The sequence below is a fragment of the Mycolicibacterium mageritense genome (assembly GCF_010727475.1).
GTDB classification, from domain to species: Bacteria; Actinomycetota; Actinomycetes; order Mycobacteriales; family Mycobacteriaceae; genus Mycobacterium; species Mycobacterium mageritense.
Genome location: NZ_AP022567.1, coordinates 3,108,279 through 3,131,947 on the forward strand (window position 1 = coordinate 3,108,279; position 23,669 = coordinate 3,131,947).

The 23,669-nt window shown below is 68.3% G+C and carries 22 protein-coding genes, 1 tRNA gene and 1 pseudogene; 18 read left to right on the forward strand and 6 right to left on the reverse strand.

What is annotated here, in order from left to right; genetic code table 11:
- Window positions 1–10: 10 nt before the first annotated feature.
- Genes G6N67_RS14780 through G6N67_RS14800 form a run of 5 tightly spaced genes read left to right on the forward strand, consistent with a single transcriptional unit; the run spans window position 11 to window position 4,135 of the window.
- Window positions 11–937 carry an ABC transporter substrate-binding protein gene (locus tag G6N67_RS14780; RefSeq protein WP_036431491.1) on the forward strand — a complete coding sequence of 309 codons (927 nt, stop codon included), beginning with the start codon at window positions 11–13 and terminating at the stop codon, window positions 935–937.
- A 13-nt stretch (window positions 938–950) separates the two neighbouring features.
- Window positions 951–2,063, forward strand: coding sequence for an ABC transporter ATP-binding protein (locus tag G6N67_RS14785; protein ID WP_036431492.1), 1,113 nt, complete (start codon window positions 951–953; stop codon window positions 2,061–2,063).
- Between the two features lies 1 nt (window position 2,064).
- Window positions 2,065–2,727: an ABC transporter permease gene (locus tag G6N67_RS14790; RefSeq protein WP_036431493.1), complete on the forward strand. Its 663-nt coding sequence runs from the start codon at window positions 2,065–2,067 to the stop codon at window positions 2,725–2,727.
- Entirely contained in the window at window positions 2,724–3,530 is an 807-nt protein-coding gene (locus G6N67_RS14795) for an ABC transporter permease (protein WP_036431497.1), read from the forward strand. The genes G6N67_RS14790 and G6N67_RS14795 overlap by 4 nt, the downstream gene beginning before the upstream one ends.
- Window positions 3,527–4,135: a putative glycolipid-binding domain-containing protein gene (locus G6N67_RS14800; RefSeq protein WP_036431498.1), complete on the forward strand. Its 609-nt coding sequence runs from the start codon at window positions 3,527–3,529 to the stop codon at window positions 4,133–4,135. The genes G6N67_RS14795 and G6N67_RS14800 overlap by 4 nt, the downstream gene beginning before the upstream one ends.
- On the opposite strand, the gene G6N67_RS14805 is transcribed toward G6N67_RS14800, so the two are convergent.
- Window positions 4,098–5,042 carry a prephenate dehydrogenase gene (locus G6N67_RS14805; protein WP_036431502.1) on the reverse strand — a complete coding sequence of 315 codons (945 nt, stop codon included), beginning with the start codon at window positions 5,040–5,042 and terminating at the stop codon, window positions 4,098–4,100. The genes G6N67_RS14800 and G6N67_RS14805 overlap by 38 nt on opposite strands.
- Window positions 5,043–5,141: 99 nt before the next feature.
- Between G6N67_RS14805 and G6N67_RS14810 the strand changes: the two genes are divergently transcribed.
- The 4 genes from G6N67_RS14810 to G6N67_RS14825 all read left to right on the forward strand — a co-directional run bounded on the left by G6N67_RS14810 (window position 5,142) and on the right by G6N67_RS14825 (window position 7,590).
- Window positions 5,142–5,648 carry a tRNA adenosine deaminase-associated protein gene (locus G6N67_RS14810; RefSeq protein WP_036431504.1) on the forward strand — a complete coding sequence of 169 codons (507 nt, stop codon included), beginning with the start codon at window positions 5,142–5,144 and terminating at the stop codon, window positions 5,646–5,648.
- Window positions 5,645–6,100 carry a nucleoside deaminase gene (locus G6N67_RS14815; protein ID WP_036431505.1) on the forward strand — a complete coding sequence of 152 codons (456 nt, stop codon included), beginning with the start codon at window positions 5,645–5,647 and terminating at the stop codon, window positions 6,098–6,100. Before G6N67_RS14810 ends, G6N67_RS14815 begins: the two co-directional genes overlap by 4 nt.
- Window positions 6,101–6,151: 51 nt before the next feature.
- Window positions 6,152–6,242 (forward strand) — tRNA-Ser (locus tag G6N67_RS14820).
- 172 nt (window positions 6,243–6,414) lie between these two features.
- A complete protein-coding gene (locus G6N67_RS14825; protein ID WP_036431507.1) occupies window positions 6,415–7,590 on the forward strand; it encodes a Glu/Leu/Phe/Val dehydrogenase dimerization domain-containing protein in 1,176 nt (391 codons plus the stop codon).
- 80 nt (window positions 7,591–7,670) lie between these two features.
- Here G6N67_RS14825 and G6N67_RS39235 read toward each other — a convergent pair whose 3' ends face one another.
- From G6N67_RS39235 to G6N67_RS14840, 4 genes and pseudogenes are all read right to left on the reverse strand, one after another.
- Window positions 7,671–8,189 (reverse strand): thiamine pyrophosphate-dependent enzyme, encoded by a 519-nt coding sequence (locus tag G6N67_RS39235; protein WP_083613012.1) that lies wholly within the window; start codon window positions 8,187–8,189, stop codon window positions 7,671–7,673.
- A 185-nt stretch (window positions 8,190–8,374) separates the two neighbouring features.
- Window positions 8,375–9,274 (reverse strand): annotated as a pseudogene (locus G6N67_RS39240) (thiamine pyrophosphate-binding protein); the annotation flags it as partial.
- A complete protein-coding gene (locus G6N67_RS14835) occupies window positions 9,271–10,914 on the reverse strand; it encodes an amidohydrolase (RefSeq protein ID WP_036431509.1) in 1,644 nt (547 codons plus the stop codon). The gene G6N67_RS14835 and the pseudogene G6N67_RS39240, both read right to left, overlap by 4 nt.
- On the reverse strand, window positions 10,911–12,413 hold the full coding sequence (locus G6N67_RS14840; protein ID WP_197747963.1) for an aminotransferase class I/II-fold pyridoxal phosphate-dependent enzyme: 1,503 nt from the start codon (window positions 12,411–12,413) through the stop codon (window positions 10,911–10,913). Before G6N67_RS14840 ends, G6N67_RS14835 begins: the two co-directional genes overlap by 4 nt.
- Window positions 12,414–12,708: 295 nt before the next feature.
- Here G6N67_RS14840 and G6N67_RS14845 point away from each other — a divergent pair, with 295 nt between their 5' ends.
- From G6N67_RS14845 to G6N67_RS14860, 4 genes are all read left to right on the forward strand, one after another.
- Complete coding sequence (locus G6N67_RS14845) at window positions 12,709–13,347, forward strand: TetR/AcrR family transcriptional regulator (RefSeq protein WP_051578643.1); 639 nt, start codon at window positions 12,709–12,711, stop codon at window positions 13,345–13,347.
- Window positions 13,348–13,551: 204 nt separating this feature from the next.
- On the forward strand, window positions 13,552–14,952 hold the full coding sequence (locus G6N67_RS14850; RefSeq protein ID WP_110798501.1) for an amino acid permease: 1,401 nt from the start codon (window positions 13,552–13,554) through the stop codon (window positions 14,950–14,952).
- A complete protein-coding gene (locus G6N67_RS14855) occupies window positions 14,949–15,854 on the forward strand; it encodes a universal stress protein (RefSeq protein WP_036431515.1) in 906 nt (301 codons plus the stop codon). The genes G6N67_RS14850 and G6N67_RS14855 overlap by 4 nt, the downstream gene beginning before the upstream one ends.
- Entirely contained in the window at window positions 15,854–17,329 is a 1,476-nt protein-coding gene (locus G6N67_RS14860) for an aminotransferase class I/II-fold pyridoxal phosphate-dependent enzyme (protein ID WP_036431516.1), read from the forward strand. The genes G6N67_RS14855 and G6N67_RS14860 overlap by 1 nt, the downstream gene beginning before the upstream one ends.
- Window position 17,330: 1 nt before the next feature.
- Here the strand turns inward: G6N67_RS14860 and G6N67_RS14865 are convergent, their stop codons facing one another.
- Window positions 17,331–17,930, reverse strand: a complete 600-nt coding sequence (locus tag G6N67_RS14865; protein ID WP_036431517.1) for a TetR/AcrR family transcriptional regulator C-terminal domain-containing protein — start codon at window positions 17,928–17,930, stop codon at window positions 17,331–17,333.
- Window positions 17,931–18,018: 88 nt separating this feature from the next.
- Here G6N67_RS14865 and G6N67_RS14870 point away from each other — a divergent pair, with 88 nt between their 5' ends.
- The 5 genes from G6N67_RS14870 to G6N67_RS14890 all read left to right on the forward strand — a co-directional run bounded on the left by G6N67_RS14870 (window position 18,019) and on the right by G6N67_RS14890 (window position 23,669).
- Entirely contained in the window at window positions 18,019–18,969 is a 951-nt protein-coding gene (locus G6N67_RS14870; protein ID WP_036431518.1) for a PDR/VanB family oxidoreductase, read from the forward strand.
- Between the two features lie 2 nt (window positions 18,970–18,971).
- On the forward strand, window positions 18,972–19,628 hold the full coding sequence (locus tag G6N67_RS14875; protein WP_051578644.1) for an MSMEG_1061 family FMN-dependent PPOX-type flavoprotein: 657 nt from the start codon (window positions 18,972–18,974) through the stop codon (window positions 19,626–19,628).
- 48 nt (window positions 19,629–19,676) lie between these two features.
- Window positions 19,677–21,032, forward strand: coding sequence for a WS/DGAT/MGAT family O-acyltransferase (locus G6N67_RS14880; RefSeq protein WP_036435231.1), 1,356 nt, complete (start codon window positions 19,677–19,679; stop codon window positions 21,030–21,032).
- Between the two features lie 88 nt (window positions 21,033–21,120).
- Window positions 21,121–23,340, forward strand: a complete 2,220-nt coding sequence (locus G6N67_RS14885) for a propanediol/glycerol family dehydratase large subunit (protein ID WP_036435232.1) — start codon at window positions 21,121–21,123, stop codon at window positions 23,338–23,340.
- On the forward strand, window positions 23,337–23,669 hold the full coding sequence (locus G6N67_RS14890) for a diol dehydratase small subunit (protein WP_036431519.1): 333 nt from the start codon (window positions 23,337–23,339) through the stop codon (window positions 23,667–23,669). Before G6N67_RS14885 ends, G6N67_RS14890 begins: the two co-directional genes overlap by 4 nt.

Here is a 23,669-nt window from a genome sequence, read left to right on the forward strand (position 1 = left end):
AGGACTGCGCATGCCGCACAGAACCCTGGCCGTGCTCGTATTCGTGCTCGCAATCGTCACCGGCTGCGGGAGTTCGAATCCACTGGGCGGCGGCCCCATCTCCGGTGACCTGAAGTCCATCACCGTCGGCTCGGCCGATTTCCCGGAATCCAAGATCATCGCCGAGATCTATGCACAAGCCTTGGAGGCCAACGACTTTGAGATCAAGCGGCAGTTCGGCATCGGCAGCCGGGAAACCTACGTGCCCGCGGTGCAGGACCACTCGATCGACCTGATTCCCGAATACACCGGGAACCTGCTGCAGTACTTCGACAAGGACACCACCGCGACGACGTCGGACGCGGTGCTGATCGCGCTGCTCAAGGCGCTGCCGGGGGATCTGTCCATCCTGTATCCGTCGCCCGCGGAGGACAAGGACACCCTGGCGGTCTCAGCGGCGACTGCGCAGAAGTGGAATCTCAAGAGCATCGAGGATCTCGCGAAGCACTCGGCCGAGGTGAAAGTCGGCGCGCCGTCGGAGTTTCAGAACCGCCAGACCGGGCTCGTCGGGCTCAAGAACAAGTACGGTCTGGACATCGCACCCGCCAATTTCGTCGCGATCAGCGACGGCGGCGGCCCGGCCACCGTGCAGGCCCTGAACAACGGCACCATCACCGCCGCCAACATCTTCAGCACGTCGCCCGCGATCGAGCAGCACCACCTGGTGGTCCTCGAAGACCCCAAGAACGTATTCCTTGCGGCCAATGTCGTTCCGCTGGTGGCGTCCCAGAAGATGTCGAATCAACTGAAGACCGTGCTGGACGCGGTTTCGGCCAAACTCACCACCGAGGCACTGATCGCGCTCAACGCCGCCGTCGAGGGCAACGCAGGCGTCGACCCCGATGAGGCGGCGCGGAAGTGGGTGACCGACAACGGTTTCGACAAGCCGGTCGGATGACACAGGGGCAGAGATGATTACGTTCGAAGAGGTCACCAAGCGGTACCCCGACGGAACAGTCGCGGTCGACAACCTGAATCTCGCGGTGCCGCAAGGCACCTTGACGGTTTTCGTCGGGCCCTCCGGTTGCGGCAAGACCACGTCCATGCGGATGATCAACCGGATGATCGAGCCGACGTCGGGCACGCTCACCGTCAACGGCGACGACGTCACCAAGGTCGATCCCGTCAAGCTGCGGCTCGGTATCGGCTATGTCATCCAGAGTGCCGGCCTCATGCCGCACCTGCGGGTGATCGACAACGTCGCGACCGTGCCGGTGTTGCGCGGTGAATCCCGGCGCAGCGCGCGCAAGGCCGCGATCGGTGTCATGGAGCGCGTCGGCCTCGACCCGAAACTCGCCGACCGCTACCCGGCGCAGCTGTCCGGCGGGCAGCAGCAACGCGTCGGGGTGGCGCGCGCACTGGCAGCCGATCCGCCGATCCTCCTGATGGACGAACCGTTCAGTGCCGTCGACCCGGTGGTGCGCGACGATCTGCAGACCGAAATCCTGCGGCTGCAAAGCGAACTGCGCAAGACCATCGTGTTCGTCACACACGACATCGACGAGGCGCTCAAGCTCGGTGACAAGGTCGCGGTGTTCGGCCGCGGCGGTGTGCTGCAGCAGTACGACGAGCCGGCGCGGCTGCTCTCCAACCCGGCCAACGATCTCGTCGCGGGATTCGTCGGCACCGACCGCGGTTACCGCGGGCTGCAGTTCTTCCACGCGACGGGGTTGCCGCTGCACGACGTTCGCCGGGCCGCCGAACCCGAGATCGATGCGCTCGACCTCGGGCCTGACGACTGGGTGCTGATCACCAGGCCAGACGGCACGCCGTACGGCTGGATCAACGCCGAGGGCGTTCAGGTGCACCGCAACGGAAAGTCGCTCTACGACAGCACGATCGCGGGCGGTTCGCTGTTCCGTCCGGACGGCACGCTGCGGCTCGCGCTCGACGCCGCGCTGTCGTCGCCGTCGGGCCTCGGGGTCGCTGTCGACGACGACGAACAGGTCATCGGCGGGGTCAGGGCCACCGACGTGCTGGCCGCGCTCGAGACTCAGCGGCACATCCCCGAATTGGGGGACTAGCGTGCGTTATCTGCTCACCCATCTCGACGATCTGTGGGCGCTGACGCTTGTGCACCTGCGCCTTTCGCTCGTACCGATCGTGCTGGGGTTGTTGATCGCGGTGCCACTGGGGGCGTTCGTCCAGCGCACCACAACGCTGCGCAGGTTGACCACCGTGACCGCGAGCATCATCTTCACCATCCCCTCGCTCGCGCTGTTCGTGGTATTGCCGCTGATCATCCCGACCCGCATCCTCGACGAGGCCAACGTCATCGTGGCGTTGACGCTCTACACCACCGCGCTGCTGGTCCGCGCGGTGCCCGAGGCGCTCGACGCGGTGCCCGAACAGGTACTCGACGCGGCCACCGCGGTCGGCTACCGGCCGCTGGTGCGGATGCTGAAAGTTGAACTGCCCCTTTCGATCCCGGTGCTGGTCGCGGGTTTGCGGGTGGTCGCGGTGACCAACATCTCGATGGTCTCGGTGGGCTCGGTGATCGGCATCGGCGGTCTGGGCACCTGGTTCACCGAGGGATATCAGTCCAACAAGAGCGATCAGATCATCGCGGGCATCATCGCGATCTTCGTGCTGGCCGTCGTGGTCGACACGCTGATCATGCTGGCGGGCAAAGCCGCGACGCCGTGGACACGACAGCCCGGGCGTCGTCTGGTCAAGGCGGCCGCATGAACTTCCTGCAGCAGGCACTGGACTTCATCTTTACCGCGGCCAACTGGTCAGGCCCGGCAGGGCTGACCGCGCGCATTCTCGAACATCTGCAGTACACCGTCGTGGCGGTCGTGTTCTCGGTCCTGGTCGCAGTGCCGATCGGGCTGCTGATCGGACACACCGGTCGGGGTACGTTCCTCGTCGTCACGGGAGTCAACGCACTGCGCGCCCTGCCGACGCTGGGCGTGCTGCTGCTCGGGGTGCTGCTGTGGGGGCTCGGCCTGGTACCGCCGACCGTGGCCCTGATGCTGCTCGGGATCCCGCCGCTGCTGGCGGGCACGTACTCGGGCATCGCCAACGTCGACCGGGCTGTGGTCGACGCGGCCCGCTCGATGGGCATGACCGAATCCCGTGTGCTGCTGCGGGTCGAGGTGCCCAACGCGATGCCGTTGATCCTGGGCGGTTTGCGCACGGCGACCCTGCAGATCGTCGCGACCGCGACCGTGGCCGCGTATGCGAGCCTCGGCGGCCTCGGGCGTTATCTGATCGACGGGATCAAGATCCGGCAGTTCCACATCGCGTTGGTCGGCGCGCTGATGGTGACCGCGCTCGCGCTCATCCTCGACGCCGCGCTGGCGTTCGCGGTGTGGCTGTCGGTGCCCGGCAGCGGCAGGCTCCGGGCCCGCAGATCCGGCCGTACTCCGCTGCCGCAACCGTTGCTCGGCGACGAGGTCGCACTGGAATCGCGGTCGTCGGCAACATCTCGCGGGAGTTCCGGACTCGGCTACGAAGGTGGCGGTCCGTCGCATACGGTAGAAGGGTGAGTGAAGAGGCGCGCACCGACGAGCAGTCCGTCGACCAGGAATCTGCCTGGCCTGCCGTATTGACCTGGCGAGCCCACGACGTGCCGCGCATGGAATCGGTACGGGTGCAGCTCTCGGGCAACCGCATCAAGGCCTACGGCCGGATAGTGGCCGCCGCCACGGCATCCCATCCGGCGTTCTCGGCGTCGTACGACCTGGTCACCGACGAGCTCGGAGCAACCAAACGGCTCTCGCTCACGGTCACCCTGGCCGAGCGGGAACGTCAACTCTCCATCGCTCGCGATGAAGAGAACATGTGGCTGGTCCAAGACCACACCCAGACCAAGCGGTCGGACTTCGAGGGTGCCCTCGACGTCGACGTGATCTTCAGCCCGCTGTTCAACGCGTTGCCCATCCGGCGGCTCGGGTTGTACGAGAAGTCCGACTCGGTCACGGTGCCGGTGGTCTACGTGCGGTTGCCGGAGTTGACGGTCGAGGCGGCCAACATCAGCTACAGCAGCGCGCCTGACGGCGTGAAGCTGCAGTCGCCTGTCGCCGACACCACCATCACCATCGACTCCGACGGCTTCATTCTCGACTACCCAGGACTGGCAGAGCGGATCTGATCACCCCGCCGGCCCGTCCGGCGGCAGCCAGTTCCGCGCGCCAGTTGTCGGTGCCGACGACTGTGGTGATGATCTCCGGCCTGCTGAAGCTGTCGTAGCGCATCCGCGCGGCATGCCCCGTCTCGACCAGCTCGGCCACCGATCCGCTGGCCCGCAGGGTGTCCCTGGCGCGGGTGAGCAGGTCGATGCCGTGGTCGAGGGCAGGCAGCAGCTGCGCGGAGTTCGCCTCGCACATGGCCCGCACCAGGTCGGGCGCCGTCGCGGCGACTCGGGTGCCGTCCCGGAACGAGCCGGCCGCGAGCGCGAACGCCAACGGAACCTCACCCGCGATCACCGCGAGTGTTTCGGCGAACAGGTGCGGCAGGTGGGAGATGGCCGCGGCGGCCGCGTCGTGCTCGTCGGAGCGGGCCGGCACCACCACCGCGCGGCAGTCCAGCGCCAGCCGCGTGACCTCTGCCCACACGTGCGCGTCGACGTGGTCGTCGACACTGACCACCCACGGCGCACCGATGAACAGGCCCGCGTTGCCCGCGGCCCAGCCGGAGTGCGCGGTGCCTGCCATCGGGTGGCTTCCGACGAAGTTGTCCAGCAGCCCGAACTTCTGGACCTCTTGCAGCACAGCGCCTTTGACACTGATCACATCGGTGAGCGGGCACTCCGCCGCGATGCCGCGGACATGCTCGAGCATGATCGGCAACGCAGGCATCGGCACCGCGAGCACGATCAGCGCGTTGCTGTCGGCAGCCCGCTGCAGCGCCTCGTCGAGGTTTGCGGTGGCATCGAATCCGTCGAACTTCGCGGCCGCGACCGCCTCCACCGAACGGTTGTAGCCGAATACCTCGCGCCCGGCCGCGGCAGCGGCTCGCACCACCGAACCGCCGATCAGCCCCAGGCCCAATACGCACACGGGTGTGTTTGTCACGGTCTAAGGTTGGCACACTTCCGTGCGGGCAGCCGAGGGTGATGGCTGGTCAAAATCGCTGGTCGGCGACTACCGTAGGCGCACATGGGAGCACAGCGTGCGCCGGCGGACCTGCCAGATGGTTTCGGCGTGGCGGTCGTCCGAGAGGACGGCAAGTGGCGCTGCACGCCCATGCGTGCCGCGGCGTTGAACAGTTTGTCGGCCGCCGAGACCGAATTGCGTGAGCTGCGCAGCGCCGGGGCGGTGTTCGGCCTGCTCGACGTCGACGACGAGTTCTTCGTCATCGTCCGTCCGGCACCCGCGGGTACCCGGCTGCTGCTCTCGGATGCCACCGCCGCGCTCGACTACGACATCGCGGCCGAGGTGCTGGAGAAACTCGACGCCGACATCGGCCCCGACGACCTCGACGATGCCGACCCGTTCGAGGAGGGCGACCTCGGGCTGCTGTCCGATGTCGGGCTGCCCGATGCGGTGCTCAGCGTCATCCTCGACGAGACCGACCTGTACGCCGACGAGCAGCTCGGCCGGATCGCGCGCGAGATGGGTTTCGCCGAGGAGCTTGCCGCGGTGCTCGACCGACTCAATCGGTGAGCCCGTCCGACGAGGCCCTGATCCGCGTCGCGCTGGACGCCGCCCGCACTGCCGGGCCCCGTGACGTGCCGATCGGCGCCGTGGTGTTCGCGGCCGACGGCACCGAACTGGCCCGTGCCGCCAATGTCCGCGAAGCCACCGGCGACCCCGCCGGACATGCCGAGATCATCGCGATGCGTGAGGCCGCTGTCCGCCTGGGGGATGGCTGGCGGCTGGAGGGCACCACGCTCGCGGTGACGGTCGAGCCCTGCACGATGTGCGCGGGGGCGTTGGTGCTGGCCCGGGTCGCGCGCGTGGTGTTCGGCGCGTGGGAACCCAAGACCGGCGCGGTGGGCTCGCTGTGGGACGTCGTGCGGGATCGCCGGCTCAACCACCGGCCCGAGGTGGTCGGCGGGGTGCTGGCCGACGAGTGCGCGAGCCTGCTGGAAGAGTTCTTCGCGCGTCAGCGGTGAGGCTGCCCACGCGATTAGGGTCAGCGGCGTACTTTCGGTAAGCTGCCACACGGTGGCGTGTCCGAGCGGCCTAAGGAGCACGCCTCGAAAGCGTGTGTGGGGTAACCCCCCACCGAGGGTTCAAATCCCTCCGCCACCGCCATGAGCCCCGCGCCTGTCGACACAGGTAGCGGGGTTTTTCATCGGAACGGCATCCGGACACGTAGGCCGGTACTATTACGCGCCCTCATCGCGAACTTGGCCAAATCACTTACGAATTAACCGTTTTCGCACACACTGGGGGTGTGTTCACGACGGAAGGGCAGGGTTGACCCATGGCCGACTCGTACTTCGAGGTCACCTGGACCGATCCGGTCACCGACGCCAAGGGCTATCTGGTGATCGACCGGCTGGTCCGCGGTATCAGCAGCGGCGGCCTGCGCATGCGTGCGGGCTGCACCCTGGCCGAGGTCCGTGGTCTGGCGCAGGGCATGACGCTCAAGGAAGCCATGCACTACGAGGAGGGCGCGCGCTACGTCCCGCTCGGCGGCGCCAAGGGCGGCATCGACTTCGACCCGTACAGCGCCGACGCCGAGCAGGTGCTGTTCCGCTACCTGGCGGCCATGAAGCCGCTGATCGAGCAGCGCTGGACCATGGGGGAGGATTTCGGGGTCCGCCAGGATGCTGTCGACCGCGGCATCGCGGAGATCGGCCTGGACAGTTCGGTGCAGGCTGCGTACCAGGTGATCGAAGACCGGGCGGGTGCCGACGCCCGGATGAAAACCGCGTTCAGTGCGGTGGTCGACGGCGTCAAGCTCGATGAACTGGTCGGCGGCTACGGCGTGGCCCAGGCCGGGCTGGCCGCGATGGAGCGGCTCGGCATGCCCGCCGCCGATACCCGTGCGGTGGTTCAGGGTTTCGGGTCGATGGGCGGCGCGACGGCCCGCTACCTGGCGCGGGCCGGCGTGAAGATCGTCGGCATCGTCGACGTGCACGGCGTGGTGGCAAACCCGGACGGGCTCGACGTCGAGCGGCTGCTGCTCACGCGCGACGCCGCGGGCGGCATGGACCGCAACCAGTTGCGCGAAGGTGACGCGCAGTTGCCGGCCAACCAGTGGCTGGCGATCCCGGCGGATGTTTTGGTGCCCGCCGCGATGTCCTACTGCATCGACAGCTCGAACCAGGCCGACGTGCAGGCCAAGCTCATCGTCGAGGCCGCCAACATGCCCGTGCTGCCGGACGCCGAGGCGACGCTGGCCGCCCGCGGCGTGACGGTGTCGCCGGACTTCGTCGCCAATTCCGCGACCAACGCGTGGTGGTGGTGGGTGTTCTTCGGCGACATAGATGGCAGCCCGCAGCAGTCGTTCGCCAAGATCAGTGACCGCATCCGGGCATTGAGCCACAACATGTTCGACTACGCCGAAGCCAACGCCGTGACGCCACGCGAGGCCGCGCTCGCGGTGGCCGCGCAGCGATTGGCGTTGATCGACGAGCGGTTCCCGATCCTGTAGTGCTCGTCGAGTTCGACGTAAATGTCGTTCCCGCCCGAAAAGTACGACATTTACGTCGAATTCGGCGCCAATTAGACCCCCTACTGGCTGGCCCGGCTGTGCTCGCGCACGTGGATCAGGGTGGGCCGGTCGGCCGCGAAGGCGGTCTCGACGGCGCCGGTCAACTCCGAAACCTCGGTGATGGTCACGCCGTGGCAGCCCATCGCCCGCGCTAGGCCCGGGAAATCGACGCCACCGAGCGCGACGGCCGTCAAGGGCTCGCCGCGGTCGTCCATCTCGTTGCGGATCTCGCCGTAGCCGCCGTTGTCCACCACGACGACCGGCAACGCCACACCCTGCTGTGCGGCGGCGGCCAGCTCCGGCATGGTGAACATGATGCCGCCGTCACCCATGAGCGCCATGACCCGCGAGTCTGTTTCGGCCAGGGCCGCGCCGAGCGCCGCGGGCAGCCCGTAGCCCAGGGTGCCGACGCCGGTGGGGTAGAGGAATCCGGCCGGCCGGTGTACCGGAAGGTTGGACAGCGCACCGTAATACGACGCCATGTTGCTGTCGGCCGCGACGACCGTGCGCACGTCGATGGTGGGCGCCAACGCCGCCATGATGTCGAGCCATGGCCCGCCCTCGGCGGCAGCGTCGGCGCGCAGCCGCTCGCGAGCCTGGGCCGCGCGCGAGGTACCGCGCGCGAGGTACCGGCCGCGATCGCGGGCAGCGCGCCGGCGAGCAATGCCAGGGTCGCGGAGGCGTCACCGAGCAACCGGACCGCCGGATCTGCGTTGGTGACCATCGCGGCGGCGTCGACGTCGACGCGTATCAGCTTGTCGCCCAGGTCGACCGGGCCGTACCAGAAGTCCGACGGGGCCAGCTCGGTGCCGATCGCCAGCACTGCGTCGGCGGACACGAGCAGCGCCCGGGCCGCCGGATGGTGCACGCCCGAGCCGACGGCCAGCGGGTGGGCCTCGTCGAGCACGCCCTTGCCGTTGGCCGTCATCAGCACCGGTGCGTCCAGGTGTTCGGCCACGGTACGGACTTGGGTGGCAGCGCCTTTCGCGCCGCCGCCGACGATCAGCACCGGTTCGGCCGCCACCGCGAGGCGGGCAGCGGCATCGGCCAGGGCCGCGGTGTCCGGCTCGACGGGGCGCGGCGCGACGGGTGCGACGATGTGCACCTCTGCCTCGGCGTCGAGCAGGTCGAGCGGGATCTCGATGTGCACCGGGCGCGGCCGGCCCGTGGTCATTGCCGAGAACGCGTAGGTGACTGCCAGCGGGATCTCGGCGACGGAGCCGACCCGGTGGCTGTAGGCGACCACGGCTTCCACCGCGGCATGCTGGTCTTTCACCTCGTGCAGCAGCCCGTTGCCGCGTCCCGGATGCCCGGTCGACATGCCGGGCGAGATGAACAGCACCGGAACCGAATCCGACCACGCCTGGGCCGCGGCGGCCAGAGCGTTGAGGATCGCCGGACCGGTCGTGGTCAGGCACACCCCCGGGCGCCCCGCGACGCGCGCGTAGCCGTCGGCCGCGTAACCCGCGCCCTGTTCGTGGCGCGTGAGCACGGTCCTGATCGGCGACGCCGCCAGCGCGGCGAACGCCGCGAGGTTGTGGGTGCCGGGGATGCCGAACACCGTGTCGACGCCGTGCGCGACGAGCGCGTCGACCAGGGCCTGGCCGCCGCTGCGCATGGTCATGCTGCCGAGGTTCGGTTGTAGACGATCTGGCCGCCCACGATCGTCATGTCGATCGCGGCGTCCCGGATCGCCTCGGGTGGGCCCGCGAAGATGTTGTCGGAGACCACCGCGAAGTCGGCGTACTTGCCCGGTGTGATCGACCCTCGGTTGTCCTCGCAGAAGTTCGCGTAGGCGCTGCCCATGGTGTAGGCGTACACGGCCTCGTGCAGCGTGATGCCCTGTTCGGGCACCCACGCCGGGGTGTCACCGCGGCCGCGCCGCGTGACGGCGGTGTACAGGTGGGACAGCGGGTCCATCTCGGCGACGGTCCAGTCGCTTGAGAAGGCCAGCACCGCGCCGGCCTGCTGCAGGCTGCGGAACGCCCACGCGTGCTCCGAGCGTTCCGGCCCGATGGCCTCGGCCCAGTCCTTGCCGGGGCCGGCCACGTCGGGCGCGCCGTGCCGAGGCTGCATGCAGGCGACCACGCCCAGTTCGGCGAATCGCGCCACGTCGTCGGGGTGCAGGCATTCGACGTGCACGATCTGGTGCCGGGCGTCGCGCGCCCCGTTGGCGGCGCGCGCGGCCGCGACCCCGTCCAGCACGGTGCGGATGCCGCGATCGCCTGTCGCGTGGACGAAGGCCTGGAAGCCCGCGGCGTCCAGGCGCGTGAGGATCTCTGCGAATTCGGCAGGCTCGTAGTACGTCGCGCCGCGGTTGCCGGGCTCGTTGTAGTACGGCTCGAGCAGTGCGGCGGTGTGCGGCTCGACGACGTCGTCGATGTAGAGCTTGAGCGGCCCGAGCCGGAACTGGTCGTCCTGATACTGCTTGATCGCGGCGGCGAAGTCGGCCAGGTCTGAGGCCGGGGTGCCGCGCGGATGGAAAAGCCCGGCGATCACCCGCGACTTCAGCCGGCCCTCGTTGCGGGCCCGGGTGAACAGGCCGATGTCGTCCAGCGAGTTCTGTGGTTCGACGACCGTGGTCAACCCGTTCGCGATGGCCATGTCGAGGCTCGACAGCAGCCGTCCGTAGCGCCGGTCCTCCGACGCCCACGGCAGGAACTCGGCCATCGCGCGCTGGCCGTCGCGGGCCAGTCCCTTGACCGCGAAGTTGGTCAGGAACCCGGTGGGTTCACCGGTCTGCGGATCCAGTTTCGCAGTGCCGAACGGCAACTCGGTGTGATCGCGCGTGATGCCGAGGAACCGCAGGGCGGCCGTGTTGAGCCACGCCGTGTGGACGTCGTAGGTCAGCACGAACGCCGGCTTGTCCCCGGTGATGGCGTCGAGGTCGGCGGCCGTGGGCATCTGGCCCGTGGGGAACGCGCTGTAGTCCAGGCTTTCGCCCTCGATCCACGAGGCATCCGGATTGGCCGCGATCCAATCGGTCAGCCGGCGGTAGACCTCGTCGAGGGTTGCCGCCCCGGCGAGCTGCGCGCTCGCCACGTCCGAGCCGAGCCGCAGGTGGTTGTGGGCGTCGACGAAGCCCGGCAGCAGCAGCCGGCCGCCGAGGTCGACGACTTCGGTGCCGGGGCCGGCCAGGGCAGTGACGGTGGCGTCGTCGCCGACGGCGGTGATGCGGTCACCGGTGACGGCCACGGCCGCCGCGGCAGGTCGGTCCGGGTCGACCGTGTGGACGACCGCGTTGCGAAAGATGACGTCGGTCATGATTCCTTCCAGATCTGATCGGAGTGCTGGTCGGAGACCACGCGGAAGCCGGTGACCGCGCGGTCGACGGCGCCGCGGACGTAACCGCCGTGTGCCGTGGTACCGCGGAAGAAGTCGACGAGTTCGGCGGTGATCACCTCGCCGGGCAGCACGTTCGGGATGCCGGGCGGATAGGCCGCGAGCGTGTCGGCGCTGACCCGGCCGACGGCCGCTTCGACGCCGACGACCTCGACGGGCGAGAAGAACGCCTGGCGCACCGTCATGCGGCTCTCGCCGGGCGGCGGCACCTTCAATGCGGTGTGTTCGGCGCCCGTCGAGTCGCCCTCCTCGGGCAGCGCGTGCAGGGCGTCGACGATCCGGTCCACGTCGGGTGCGGACCCGGCGCCGATCACCATCACGATCGCGGCGCCGGTCGCCACCTCGACGTGGATCTTGTGCTCGTTGATCAGCAGCTTGCTGGCCCGGACGCCACTGATCCCGCCTGCCGACGTGTCGATGGCCACGCGCAGGGGGTCGACCGCGACCACGTCGGGGAACTCCAGGAAGTCGTCGCTTGCGATGCGGAACCGGCCCCTGGCGCGGATCCGCGCCCGGATCTCGTCGGCGACGACCACCGATTCGCCGATCCCGGCTTGCCCCGTCGCCAGTTGCCTGCGGGCCAGGTCTAGCGACGCGAGCAGGATGCCGCTGGTCGACGTCGACTGCACGGTGTGCAGGCCGCGAACAACCATGGGCTCGAGCTGCTTGGCGAACGGCCCGGCGCCCAGGTGCAGCATCGCCGACTGGGTGAGGCTGCCGCCCAGTTTGTGCGTGCTCGAGCACACCAGGTCGGCGCCCTTGGAAAGGGCGTTGGCGGGTAGCGCGGGATGGAAGCCGAAGTGTGCGCCCCAGGCTTCGTCGACGATGAGCGGCACGCCGTGGTCGTGGGCGACCTCGGCCAGCGCCGCCACGTCGCTGACCGAGCCGAAGTAGCTCGGCGTGATGAGATGCGCGGCCGCGGCGTCGGGGTTGGCGTCGAGCGCAGCGGACAGGTCGGCGGCCGTCACACCGTGCGCTATGCCGAGGTGGTCGTCGACCGACGGATGGACGAATGCCGAGTGCAGGCCCGCCAGCACGAGCGCGTCGACCACGCTGGAGTGCACGCTGCGCTGGACCACGAGCGTCTCGCCGAGCTGGCGCGCGCACATCACCGCGAGGTGGTTGGCCTGCGATCCGCCGTTGGTGAGAAACCACGTCCGGGCGGCGCCCCAGGCGTGTGCTGCCAATGCCTGGGCCTGGGTGATAGGCGTTGGGTCCGGCGTGATGTCGACGCCTTCGATCAGCGGCGGTACGTCGAGTTCGAGCACCCGGTCGCCGAACCATTCCGCGAGCAGCGGATGACGCTTCGGGTCGCCCATGTGGCCGGGCACGTGCACCCGGATCCACGGGCCCTCGCCGTAGGCGCGCATCGCGTCGGCGTATGGCGCACGGTCCTGATCGATCGGTTCGGTGGAGCTCACCGGCCCTCCCATCCACGGGGGCCCGGAGTATTCGCCGGGCCTGACGAGTTTGGCAATGTCGGGGACCGAGGGGGCGCTTTATCGTTCAATAATTCCGTGCCACTTTAGGTTTCGGGCTGCCGGTGCCGTGCCGGGCAGCGCCGGCGAGACCGGACCCAAACGGTCACCTCTTGTTAATAATTTGAACATATTATAGCGTTGTCGCATGTCGGAAGTGTTTCGGTCCCCGGGATCGGTCACGGCTGGGCGGCAAGCGGCCACAGGCAGCCGATTTCGGGCCTCGAACCCCGAACACATGGATGCCCGTCGGGCCGCCATCATCGCCGCCACGGCGCGGGTGATCGTGACCAACGGGGTGGATTCGACCCGCTTGGCCGATGTGGCCGAGGAGGCCGGTGTCTCGGTCGGCCTGATCCAGCACTACTTCCGGACCAAGGACCGGCTGGTGCTGGAGACCTTCCGGGCCGCGGCCGAGGCGAGCCGCGACGGTTGGCGCCGCTGGGCCGCCCTGGTCGATCAGCCGCTGGTGCGCATCGCCGCCCTGGCCCGATTCATCGTGACCGACGACGACTTCGCACTGGCCTGGGGTCTGTGGGTCGAGTTCTATGCCGTCAGCGCGCGAAACCGGGAGCTGCGCAAGCACATTCACCGGATCATGAACCTGTGGCGGACGCTGTTCACCGAGTGCGTCAACGACGGCATCGAACGCGGCGTGCTCACCTCGAACGGAAACGTGGACGACGCCGTGACCCGGATCGTGGCCCTGACCGATGGACTGGCCATCCAGAACCTGCTCGGCCTCTACGAGATGACCACGCCGTTGATGGAGTCGATGATCCTCGACGCCATCGCCGACCTGTTCAACGTCGACCGGATGGCGCTGGCCGAGGCGTCGGAAGCGGTGACCCACGCCGCGCTCGGCGCGCAATCCTGACCGCCGAATCGGGTATCGCGGCCGACAATATCGCACCACTGTTGCACAACGCCCTCCCCAGAACCCGCGCAGTCGTAGCGTGACCGCCGGGACACTCGCCGCTTGTGCTAGGGCCCCACCAGCTAGTGAGACAACGGGGTCTACTGAGGAGGAGTCGTGGCATCGTTCACCGAGCATGCCCTGCGCCGTAAACCGGTCGGCGAGATGAACGCCGAAACGGGTGCGGACACCGGCAACAGCGAGCTCAAACGCACCATGGGGCTGTGGAGCCTGTCGGCCATCGGCATCGGCGGCACCATCGGCACCGGCATCTTCTTCATTCTCAGTGAGGCGGTGCCCCTCGCCGGACCGGCCGTGATCTGGTCGTTCGTCCTGGCTGCCATTGTCGCGGGGCTCACCGCGGTCTGCTATGCCGAACTCGCAGGCGCAGTGCCGGTGTCGGGTTCGTCCTACTCCTACGCCTACACGACGCTCGGCGAACTCGTCGCGGTGATCGTCGGCGCGTGCCTGCTCCTGGAATGGGGCGTGGCCGGCGCCGCCACAGCGGTCGGCTGGTCGCAGTACGTGAACCAGTTCCTCGGCAACGTGTTCGGATTCCAGCTGCCCGAGGCGCTGTCGAACGCACCCGAAGAGGGCGGCATCTGCAATGTGCCCGCGATCCTGCTGATCCTGATGTGCGCCATCCTGCTGATCCGCGGTGTCAGCGAATCGGCCAAGACCAACGCCGTCATGGTGGCGATCAAACTCGCCGTGCTCGGCATGTTCATCGCGATCGGCGTGCAGGGCTTCGACTCGGCCAACCTGACGCCCTTCAACCCCACCGGTGTCGGCGGCGTCGTCACGGCCACGGGACTCATCTTCTTCACGTTCGTCGGGCTCGACGGCGTCGCCGCGGCGGGTGAGGAAGCCAAGAATCCGCACCGCAATCTGCCGCTCGCGATCATGATCTCGCTGATCACGGTCACCGTCATGTACGTGGTGGTCGCACTCGTCGCGGTCGCGGCGCAGCCGACGAGCGGCTTCGAGGGCCAGGAAGCCGGGTTGTCGCAGATCCTGCAGGACGTCACCGGATCGTCGTGGCCGGGCACCGTGATCGCGGCGGGCGCCATCATCTCGATCTTCAGCGTCACGCTGGTGTCGATCTACGGGCAGACGCGAATCCTGTTCGCGATGTCGCGCGACGGCATGATCCCGCCGGTGTTCCACCGCGTGAACCCGCGCACGCTCACGCCGATCCCCAACACGATCATCGTGGCGACCGTCATCGCGATACTCGCCGGTTTCATCCCGATCAACTTCCTCGCGGAGATGACGAGCATCGGCACGCTGATGGCGTTCATCACGGTCTCGATCGGTGTGATCGTGCTGCGGGTTCGCCAGCCGAACCTCAAGCGCACGTTCAAGGTGCCGCTGTACCCGGTCACCCCGATCCTGTCGGTGCTGGGTGCGCTGTGGATCATCTACAACCTGCGGGTCGTCACCTTGTACGTGTTCGTCATCTGGGTCGCCGTGGCCATCCTCTGGTACCTCGTCTACGCGCGCAGCCATTCCCACCTCGGCAGACACGAGCGGGTGGGGCTGGAAGCAGAGGAGCCGAAGCCATGACGATCCTCGTCGGCTACCCGCTCAAGCGCAGGGCCAAGGCCGTGCTCAGCCTGGCCGGCATGCTGGCCCGGACCAGCGGCGAGAACCTGCTGGTGTGCGTGGTCATCCCGGCCCCGTGGACGCCCGGCATCTCCCGGGCAGACCAGGGCTATCGCGCCTACATCGACGAACTCGTCGAGGCCGCGATCGCGCAGGCGCGCGAGGACATGCCCGCCGACGTCACGGCCGAGTTCATCACCATCCCCGCGAAGTCGGCGCCCGCCGGGTTGTTGGAGGCCGCCCAACAGCACGAGGTCAGCGTGCTCGTGACCGGATCGTCGGACTCGGGCCAGTTCGGGTACATCTCGCTGAGCAGTGTCGCCGACCGGTTGTTGCACAGTTCGCATGTTCCGGTTGCGGTGGCCACGCGTGGCTTTCGCGCGGTCGGCGGCAAGATCAAACGCATCACGCTTGCCTACACCGGCGGCGAGCAGAGTTCGTTGCTGCTGGCGTCGGCCCGCGTGCTGGCGGCGCAGTACGGCTGCGAACTTCGGCTCGCGTCGTTCGCGGTGCACCTGTCGCCATCGGAAACCGAGCGTTTCCGCGACGAACGTGGCACCGTGCTCTCGGAGTTCGCGCAGGAAATCTATGCCGCGGCCGAGAAGGAGCTGGCGACCGACGATCCTTCGCAGACAACGCGCCCCGAGATCGTGATCGGCTACGGCCGGGACTGGGACGAGGCGTTCGAGAGCGTCGAATGGGATGCCGGCGACGTACTGGTGGTCGGGTCGAGCGACGCAGGGGCCGTCGCCCGGGTGTTCATCGGGTCGCGGGCCACCAAGATCGTCAGGCACAGCCCGGTACCGGTGATCGTGGTACCGCGGTCTGCCGCAAAGGAATTCGCCGAGGAGGTGGGTGGCTGATGACGGCTCCCGAACAGCCGAACGCACCGTATCTCGACGCCGTCGTCGCGTATGCGTTCCGCGGCGCGGCCCGCTACCACACGCCCGGTCACAAGGGTGGTCCCGGTGCGGATCCCGCGCTGGTCAAGGCGATCGGCATCGACGCGCTCGCGTCCGATGTGCCGCTGGGCCTCTGGGGCGTGGACATCGGCCCGACGCCGACCCCGTACGTCGAGGCCGAGCGGCTCGCTGCGGAGGCGTTCGGTGCCGCTCGGTCGTTCTTCCTCACCAACGGTGCGACGCAGGGCAACCACACGCTGTGCCTTGCGCTCGCGCCGCTGGGCACCAGGATTGTGGCGCAACGTAATTCGCACGCCTCGATCGTCGACGGCCTGGTGCTGTCCGGCGGTATCCCGAGCTTCGTCGCGCCCGAATACGACGACGTGCTCGGCGTCGCGCACTGCGTGACCCCGAGTGCGCTGGCGCAGGCGCTGGACAACGCTCCCGACGCCAGGGCGGCTTTCATCGTGTCGCCGACCTATTTCGGCATGACCGCCGACGTCGCGGGGCTGGCCGAGGTCGCGCATTCCCGGGGTGTCCCGTTGGTCGTGGACCAGTCGTGGGGCCCCCACTTCGGCTTCCACGAAGCGCTGCCGCCGACCGCGCTGTCGCAGGGCGCCGACGCGATGCTGACCAGCACCCACAAGATCGCCGGTGCGCTGACCCAGGCCGCGATGCTGCATATCTCCGACAGTGGGCGCGTCGACATCGGCGCGGTCGCGCGTGCGCTGCGGCTGCTGCGGTCGACGAGCCCGTCGTCGTTGTTGATGGCCTCGCTCGACGCGGCCCGCCGCCAGCTGGTCATGCACGGCGAGCAGTTGCTGAACGAGACGCTTGTGGCGATCCGGACGGCCAGCGCGAAGCTCAAGAGCATCGACGGCATCGACCTGGTCGACGAGTCGATGGTCGGTCGGATGGGCGTGACGGGCTACGACCCGCTGCGCATCGTGCTCGACGTGCGACACACGGGCCGTACGGGTTACGAGATCGCCGACGCGTTGCGCCAGAACTACGACGTGCATGTCGAGCTGCCGTTGCACGCGACCATCGTGTTGGTGATCGGTCTCGGCGAGTCGGCAGCCAACCTGCTGCGGGTCGCGGGCGATGTCGAAGAGGTCGTCAAGCGGCTGTACCGGCCGGGCGACACGCCGCTGATAGTCCCGCCGGCCGCGTCGCTGGGCTACGAGGTGGCCATCCCGCCGCGCGAGGCCTTCCTCGGCGAGGCCGAGCAGGTCGCGGTGGAAAACGCCGCCGGCCGGATCTCGTGCGAGTCGATCGCGAGCTATCCGCCCGGTATCCCGGCGCTGCTGCCCGGCGAGCGCATCGACGCGGACATCATCACCTATCTGCGCGAGATCGCCGACGGCGGAGGCAAACTGCACGGCGCGAGCGATCCGAAGTTCCACACCATCAACGTGTTGGCCAAGGAGCCGTAGCTCACCGTCTGCCGAGCTCGGCGATCATCAGGTCGAGCCCGAAGTCGAAGCGCTGGTCGAAGTCTGCGGGGCGGAAGAACTCGGCGACCTGTGCCAGCGCGGGATAGCGGTCGGGGCTGACCGCGTCGGCGAGGCGCACCGGCTGGTCCAACGCGGGCAATGCCTGCTGCTCTTGCGTGATGCCCATGGTGTAGTACGCGATGGCCCAGGCCGACCACGCCGCGGTGCGCGGTTCGATGCCACCCGCGAGCAGTGTCGAGACGAACGCCTCGCCCAACTGCAGCGTGCGCGACTCGACGGGAAACGTTCCGGCGACCACGCGCGCGCCGTCGCGGTGGGCGAGCATCGCGTTGCGGTAGCGGTGCGCCAGTTCACGCAACCGGTCTTGCCACTGTTGCGGCAGCGGTTCGTCGGCGCAGCCTTCGAGCATCAGATCGGCCATGGCCGCCAGCAGGGCGGGCTTGCTCGCGGCGTGCCAGTACACGGTGTTGAGTTGCACGCCAAGGTGATTGGCCACTTTCCGCATGGTCAGCGCATCGAGGCCGATGTCGTCGAGCACCGCAAGACCTGCCGTGACCACTTGTTCCCGGTCCAGTCCCACGCCGGCTCTCCTCGAAACGTGACGCCTTGATCGTTGATCAAGTGTAGGGCATAGTTGTTCTTGATCCTTGTTCAAGAGAGGCGAGCGGATGAGTGTGGGATGTGCCGATCAGCCCGCGATGGTCAGGCAGTTGCGGCTCGAGGCCGACGGCGTGGTGTCGGTGTCGCTGACCCGTGCGGACGGCCTGCCGTGGCCGGCCTGGGAACCGGGCGCGCACGTCGACGTCGTGCTGCCCACGGGGATCACGCGGCAGTACTCGCTGTGCGGTTCACCCGGAGAGCGCGACACCTATCGCATCGCGGTCCGGCGCGAGGCCCGCAGCCGAGGCGGCTCGGAATACGTCCACGCGTTTCTGCGGCCAGGGCAGAAGCTCGCAATCCGCGGTCCCCGCAACAACTTTCCGCTGCAAGACCATGACCGCTACCTGTTCATCGCCGGTGGCATCGGCATCACACCGATTCTCGCGATGGCGCGGGAGACCGCCGCGCGAGGCGCACCGTGGCGGCTGGTCTACGCGGGGTCGAGTGCGGCCAGGATGGCGTTCACCGACGAACTGGCGGAGCTCGGTGGCACGGTCGAGTGCTACGAGAGCGACCGAACCGGGCGCATCCCGCTGGACGAGCTGCTGTCGCAACCGCAGCCGGGCACGGGCGTGTACGCGTGCGGACCCGAACCGCTCTTGGCCGCGATCGCCGAGCAACTGACGCAGTGGCCGCCCGGTGCGCTGCACGTCGAACGGTTCGCATCGCGACCGAAGGTGACGCGTCCCGATACCGAATTCGAAGTGCGTTGTGCGCGTTCGGGCAAGACCGTCACGGTGCCGCCAGGGCGCAGCATTCTCGACGTCCTCGCGGATGCGGGTGTGCCGGTGTCGGCCTCGTGCCGGGAAGGGTTGTGCGGTACCTGCGAGACGGCGGTGCTCGACGGTATCCCCGACCACCGCGACGACATCCTCGACGAGCAGGAACGCGCGGCCAACGACCGCATGTTCATCTGCGTGTCCCGCGCGGCCGGACCCCGACTGGAACTGGACATCTGACGATGACCCGCACCGCAGCTGACGACTACCAGCCCGTCGATCTGTCTCGCATCCGCGAAATCATCGGCTATCCACCCAAGTTCATCGAGGAGAAGAAGACCTCGAGCCTCGGGGACTTCGCGCGGCGCTTCATCGCGCACAGCACGTTCTACGTCGTCGCGACCGTCAACGACGCCGGCCAGGTCGATGCGAGCCCGAAGGGCGACCCGCCCGGGGCGGTCAAGGTGCTCGACTCGCGGACCCTGGCGATCCCGGACCGGCCGGGCAACAAGGCCATCGACACGTTCCGCAACCTCGTCGAGCGCCCCGGCATCGGCGTGCTGTTCCTGGTGCCCGGCGTCCGCGAGGTGCTGCGCGTCAACGGCGACGCCTTCGTCACCGACGACCCCAATCTGCTCGACATGCTCGCGGCCGACGGCAAGCCCGCGGTGCTCGCCACCATCGTGCGCGTCCAGGAAGTGTTCTACCAATGCGGCAAGGCGCTCATCCGCTCGCGCATGTGGAACCCGGATCCCGGCCTGGCCGAAGCGCTGCTGGGCGGCGCGAATTTCTACAGCGCCATCGGGGCGGAGATGGGCGAGATGGCCACCACCATGGGAATCGATGTGAGCGGGCTGATCGACATCACCAACGAGCATTACGAGACGACCTTGTACTGACACTCCGGTTTTGCCTTGCCGGTGCGCGCCGAAGCGTTCAATGGGCACATGGAGTTCATGTCGCCCACCGATTCGATGTTCCTGATCGCTGAGACGCGTGAGCACCCGTTCCATGTCGGCGGTCTGGCGCTCTACGAGCCGCCGGCCGGCGCGGGCCGCGACTTCGTGCGGGAACTGCACGAGGAAATGGTCGCCCACACCGACTTTCAGCCCGTGTTCCGCAAACACCCGGCGACCATCCTCGGCGGCATCGCCAACGTCGGCTGGACCTACGACAACGACGTCGACCTGGACTATCACCTGCGCCGCTCGGCGCTGCCGACCCCAGGCCGAGTGCGTGACCTGCTGGAACTGACGTCGCGCCTGCACGGCGGCCTGCTCGACCGGCACCGCCCGCTGTGGGAGGCCCACCTGATCGAGGGCTTGGCCGACGGCCGGTTCGCGGTCTACACCAAGCTGCACCACGCGCTCATCGACGGCGTCTCGGCCCTCAAGCTGATCATGCGCACGCTGTCGGAGGATCCGGACGATACCGAGGTCCGGGTGCCGTGGGACGTGCCGCGCAAGAAGCGGCCGCACCAGAATTCGTCGCTGCTGCGCACCGTGACCGACGCTGCGGGCTCGGTCGCCGGGATCGCGCCGTCGTCCGTGAAGCTGGCCCGCTCGGCGTTGCTGGAACAGCAACTCACGTTGCCGTTCGCGGCGCCCAAGACCATGTTCAACGTCAAGATCGGTGGTGCGCGGCGGGTTGCGGCACAATCCTGGCCACTGGAGCGGTTCAAGCGGATCAAGGAGGCCACCGGCGCCACGATCAACGACGTCGTGCTCGGCATGTGTGCCGGCGCGTTGCGGGCATATCTGCTGGAGCAGTCCGCGCTGCCTGACCGGCCGCTGATCGCGATGGTTCCGGTCAGCCTACGGTCGGAGAACGAGGCCGATACCGGCGGAAACCTGGTCGGGTCGATCCTGTGCAACCTGGCCACCGACCTCGACGACCCGGCCGAACGCCTCACCGTGATCAGCGAGTCGATGCGCGGCAACAAGAAGGTGTTCTCGGAGCTGCCCCGGATGCAGGCCCTCGCGTTGTCGGCACTGATGATCGCGCCGCTGGGCCTGGCCGCGGTCCCGGGCTTCGTCAAGGCCACGGCCCCGCCGTTCAACCTGGTCATCTCCAATGTGCCGGGGCCGCGACATCCGTTGTACTGGAAGGGCGCCCGCCTGGACGGCAACTATCCGCTGTCCATTGCGCTCGACGGGCAGGCCATGAACATCACGCTGGCCAACAACGCCGACAACTTGGATTTCGGCTTGGTCGGTTGCCGGCGCAGCGTGCCGCACCTGCAGCGCATGCTCAGCCATCTCGAGGACTCCCTCAAGGCGCTCGAGGTCGCCACCGGAGTCTGACACCAAAACCAGTAATGGCTAGACCAAATACCGCGCGTCACGCAAAATGGTTCGCGTGACGGACAGCGACGCCGCCGGGCTCGGGCGGATGCGGATTCTCGACGCGAAACCGGTGAACCTCGACGGTTTCAGCGTGGCCAACCCGGCTCTGGGCCTGGTGGCGATGCACAGTCCGCATGACCCGGAGCCCTCGCTGGTGGTCCGGGACGGTCAGGTCGTCGAACTCGACGGCAAGGCCGCCGCGGACTTCGACGTGATCGACGAGTTCATCGCACGCTACGGCCTTGACCTCGACGTCGCGGCCGAGGCCATGGCCATGTCGGACGTCGAACTGGCCCGCAAGACCGTCGACCTCAACGTGCCGCGCGCCGAGGTGGTGCGGCTGATCGGCGGCACCACGCCGGCCAAGCTGGCCAGGGTCATCGCGGTGCTCACGCCGGTCGAGATGCAGATGGCGATGGCCAAGATGCGGGCCCGCCGCACGCCGAGCAATCAGGCGCACGTGACCAATCAGCTCGACGACCCGATGCTCATCGCCGCGGATGCCGCGAGCGCGGTCGCCTACGGGTTCCGCGAAGTGGAGACGACGGTGCCGGTACTCGGCGACGCACCGTCGAATGCCGTTGCGCTGCTGATCGGTTCGCAGGTCGGGATACCCGGCGCGATGGCGCAGTGTTCGATCGAGGAGGCCCTCGAGCTGCGGCTCGGGCTGCGCGGGCTGACCAGCTACGCCGAGACCATTTCCATCTACGGCACCGAGCAGGTCTTCGTCGACGGTGACGACACCCCGTTCTCGAAGGCCATCCTCACGTCGGCGTACGCGTCGCGCGGGCTCAAGATGCGGGTCACCAGCGGCGGCGGCGCCGAGGTGCTGATGGGCGCGGCCGAGAAATGCTCGATCCTCTACCTGGAATCGCGCTGCGTGTCGCTGGCCCGTGCGCTCGGATCGCAGGGCGTGCAGAACGGGGGCATCGACGGCGTCGGGGTGGTGGCCTCGGTGCCCGAGGGCATGAAGGAACTGCTCGCCGAGAACCTCATGGTGATGCTGCGCGACCTGGAATCGTGCGCGGGCAACGACAACCTGATCTCCGAATCCGACATCCGGCGCAGCGCCCACACCCTGCCGGTGCTGCTGGCCGGTGCCGACTTCATCTTCTCGGGATTCGGTTCGATCCCGCGGTACGACAACGCCTTCGCGCTGTCCAACTTCAACTCCGACGACATGGATGACTTCCTCGTCCTGCAACGGGACTGGGGAGCCGACGGTGGCCTGCGCACGGTGTCGGCCGAGCATCTGGCCCGGGTCCGACGACGCGCGGCACAGGCCGTGCAGGCGGTGTACCGCGACTTGGGGCTTGCCGATTTCGACGACAGCCACATCGATGAGGTGGTGGCCGCCAACGGTTCGCGCGACCTGCCGCCCGGCGATCCCAAGGCGGTCGCCGAGGCGGCCAACGCGATCGAGGCCAAGCAGCTCACGGTGTTCGACGTTGTGGCGGCGCTGCACCGCACGGGCTTTCGGGCGGAGGCCGAGGCCATCATGAAGCTGACCGCCGAGCGGTTGCGGGGCGATCAGCTGCAGACCTCGGCGATCTTCGACGAGCAGTTCCGGGTGTTGTCGAAAATCACCGATCCCAACGACTATTCGGGTCCGGGCACCGGATATGCGCTGACCGGGCAGCGCCGCGCCGAGATCGACGACATCCGCCAGCAGCGCAGCGCTGCCGAGCTGACCGCCGATCAGGCCGAGCACGCCGGGCACATCACCGTGACCGAGGTGGAGCCGGCGCGTCAGGGCAGCGACCCCCGTGAGGTGTGCATCGGCCTCTCGCCTGCGTTGGGCCGCAGTGTGTGGCTGAGCCTGTGCGGCTTGACCATCGGCGAGGTCATCCGCCAGATCTGCGCGGGGCTTGAGGAAGAGGGTTGCGTGCCACGGTTTGTGCGGGTCCGCTCGACCATCGACGTCGGCCTGATCGGGCTCACGGCCGCCAAGCTTTCCGGGTCCGGCATCGGAATAGGTTTGCAGGGCAAGGGAACCGCGCTGATCCATCGCCGAGACCTGGCCCCACTGGCCAACCTCGAGCTGTTCAGCGTCGCGCCGCTGCTGACCGCGAAGAACTACCGCGAGCTGGGGCGCAACGCCGCGCGGCACGCCAAGGGCATGGCACCCGTGCCGATCCTCACGGGAGGTACCGACGAATCGATCTCGGCGCGCTACCACGCGCGGGCCGTCGCGCTGGTGGCGCTGGAGCGTGAGGCGAGCGAGCCGGGTCAGGCGCCCGTCACGGTGGAGGTGACCCGAGCATGAGCGAGAAGTTCACCGTCGCAGCCGCGGTCGACGGCAAGCTGGATCTGTCGGACCTGCGGATGGACCCGGCCGTCCTCGCGCACCAGGCCGTCGTCGCCGAAGAACACGGAAACCCGCAACTGGCCGAGAACTTCTTGCGCGCGGCCGAATTGGCGACCATCGACGACGAAGAGGTCATGGGTCTGTACGAGGCGCTGCGGCCGCACCGGTCCACCGCAGCGGAGCTCGACGCCTTGTCAGCCTCGCTCGAGGGTCGCGGGGCGTCGCGCTGTGCCGAGTTGGTGCGCCAGGCCGCCGCGGTCTACGCCCGGCGAGGTCTGTTGCGGTGA

Excerpts from the sequence above, each read along its gene's own strand:
- G6N67_RS14780 (WP_036431491.1), top strand. The coding sequence starts at position 11 with ATGCCGCACAGAACCCTGGCCGTGCTCGTATTCGTGCTCGCAATCGTC.
- G6N67_RS14810 (WP_036431504.1), top strand. The coding sequence starts at position 5,142 with ATGGGAGCACAGCGTGCGCCGGCGGACCTGCCAGATGGTTTCGGCGTG.
- G6N67_RS14880 (WP_036435231.1), top strand. The coding sequence starts at position 19,677 with ATGGAGTTCATGTCGCCCACCGATTCGATGTTCCTGATCGCTGAGACG.
- G6N67_RS14825 (WP_036431507.1), top strand. The coding sequence starts at position 6,415 with ATGGCCGACTCGTACTTCGAGGTCACCTGGACCGATCCGGTCACCGAC.
- G6N67_RS14875 (WP_051578644.1), top strand. The coding sequence starts at position 18,972 with ATGACCCGCACCGCAGCTGACGACTACCAGCCCGTCGATCTGTCTCGC.
- G6N67_RS14870 (WP_036431518.1), top strand. The coding sequence starts at position 18,019 with ATGAGTGTGGGATGTGCCGATCAGCCCGCGATGGTCAGGCAGTTGCGG.
- G6N67_RS14855 (WP_036431515.1), top strand. The coding sequence starts at position 14,949 with ATGACGATCCTCGTCGGCTACCCGCTCAAGCGCAGGGCCAAGGCCGTG.
- G6N67_RS14835 (WP_036431509.1), bottom strand. The coding sequence starts at position 10,914 with ATGACCGACGTCATCTTTCGCAACGCGGTCGTCCACACGGTCGACCCG.
- G6N67_RS14795 (WP_036431497.1), top strand. The coding sequence starts at position 2,724 with ATGAACTTCCTGCAGCAGGCACTGGACTTCATCTTTACCGCGGCCAAC.
- G6N67_RS14785 (WP_036431492.1), top strand. The coding sequence starts at position 951 with ATGATTACGTTCGAAGAGGTCACCAAGCGGTACCCCGACGGAACAGTC.
- G6N67_RS39235 (WP_083613012.1), bottom strand. The coding sequence starts at position 8,189 with ATGGCGGCGTTGGCGCCCACCATCGACGTGCGCACGGTCGTCGCGGCC.
- G6N67_RS14885 (WP_036435232.1), top strand. The coding sequence starts at position 21,121 with ATGCGGATTCTCGACGCGAAACCGGTGAACCTCGACGGTTTCAGCGTG.
- G6N67_RS14845 (WP_051578643.1), top strand. The coding sequence starts at position 12,709 with ATGGATGCCCGTCGGGCCGCCATCATCGCCGCCACGGCGCGGGTGATC.
- G6N67_RS14890 (WP_036431519.1), top strand. The coding sequence starts at position 23,337 with ATGAGCGAGAAGTTCACCGTCGCAGCCGCGGTCGACGGCAAGCTGGAT.
- G6N67_RS14850 (WP_110798501.1), top strand. The coding sequence starts at position 13,552 with ATGAACGCCGAAACGGGTGCGGACACCGGCAACAGCGAGCTCAAACGC.
- G6N67_RS14860 (WP_036431516.1), top strand. The coding sequence starts at position 15,854 with ATGACGGCTCCCGAACAGCCGAACGCACCGTATCTCGACGCCGTCGTC.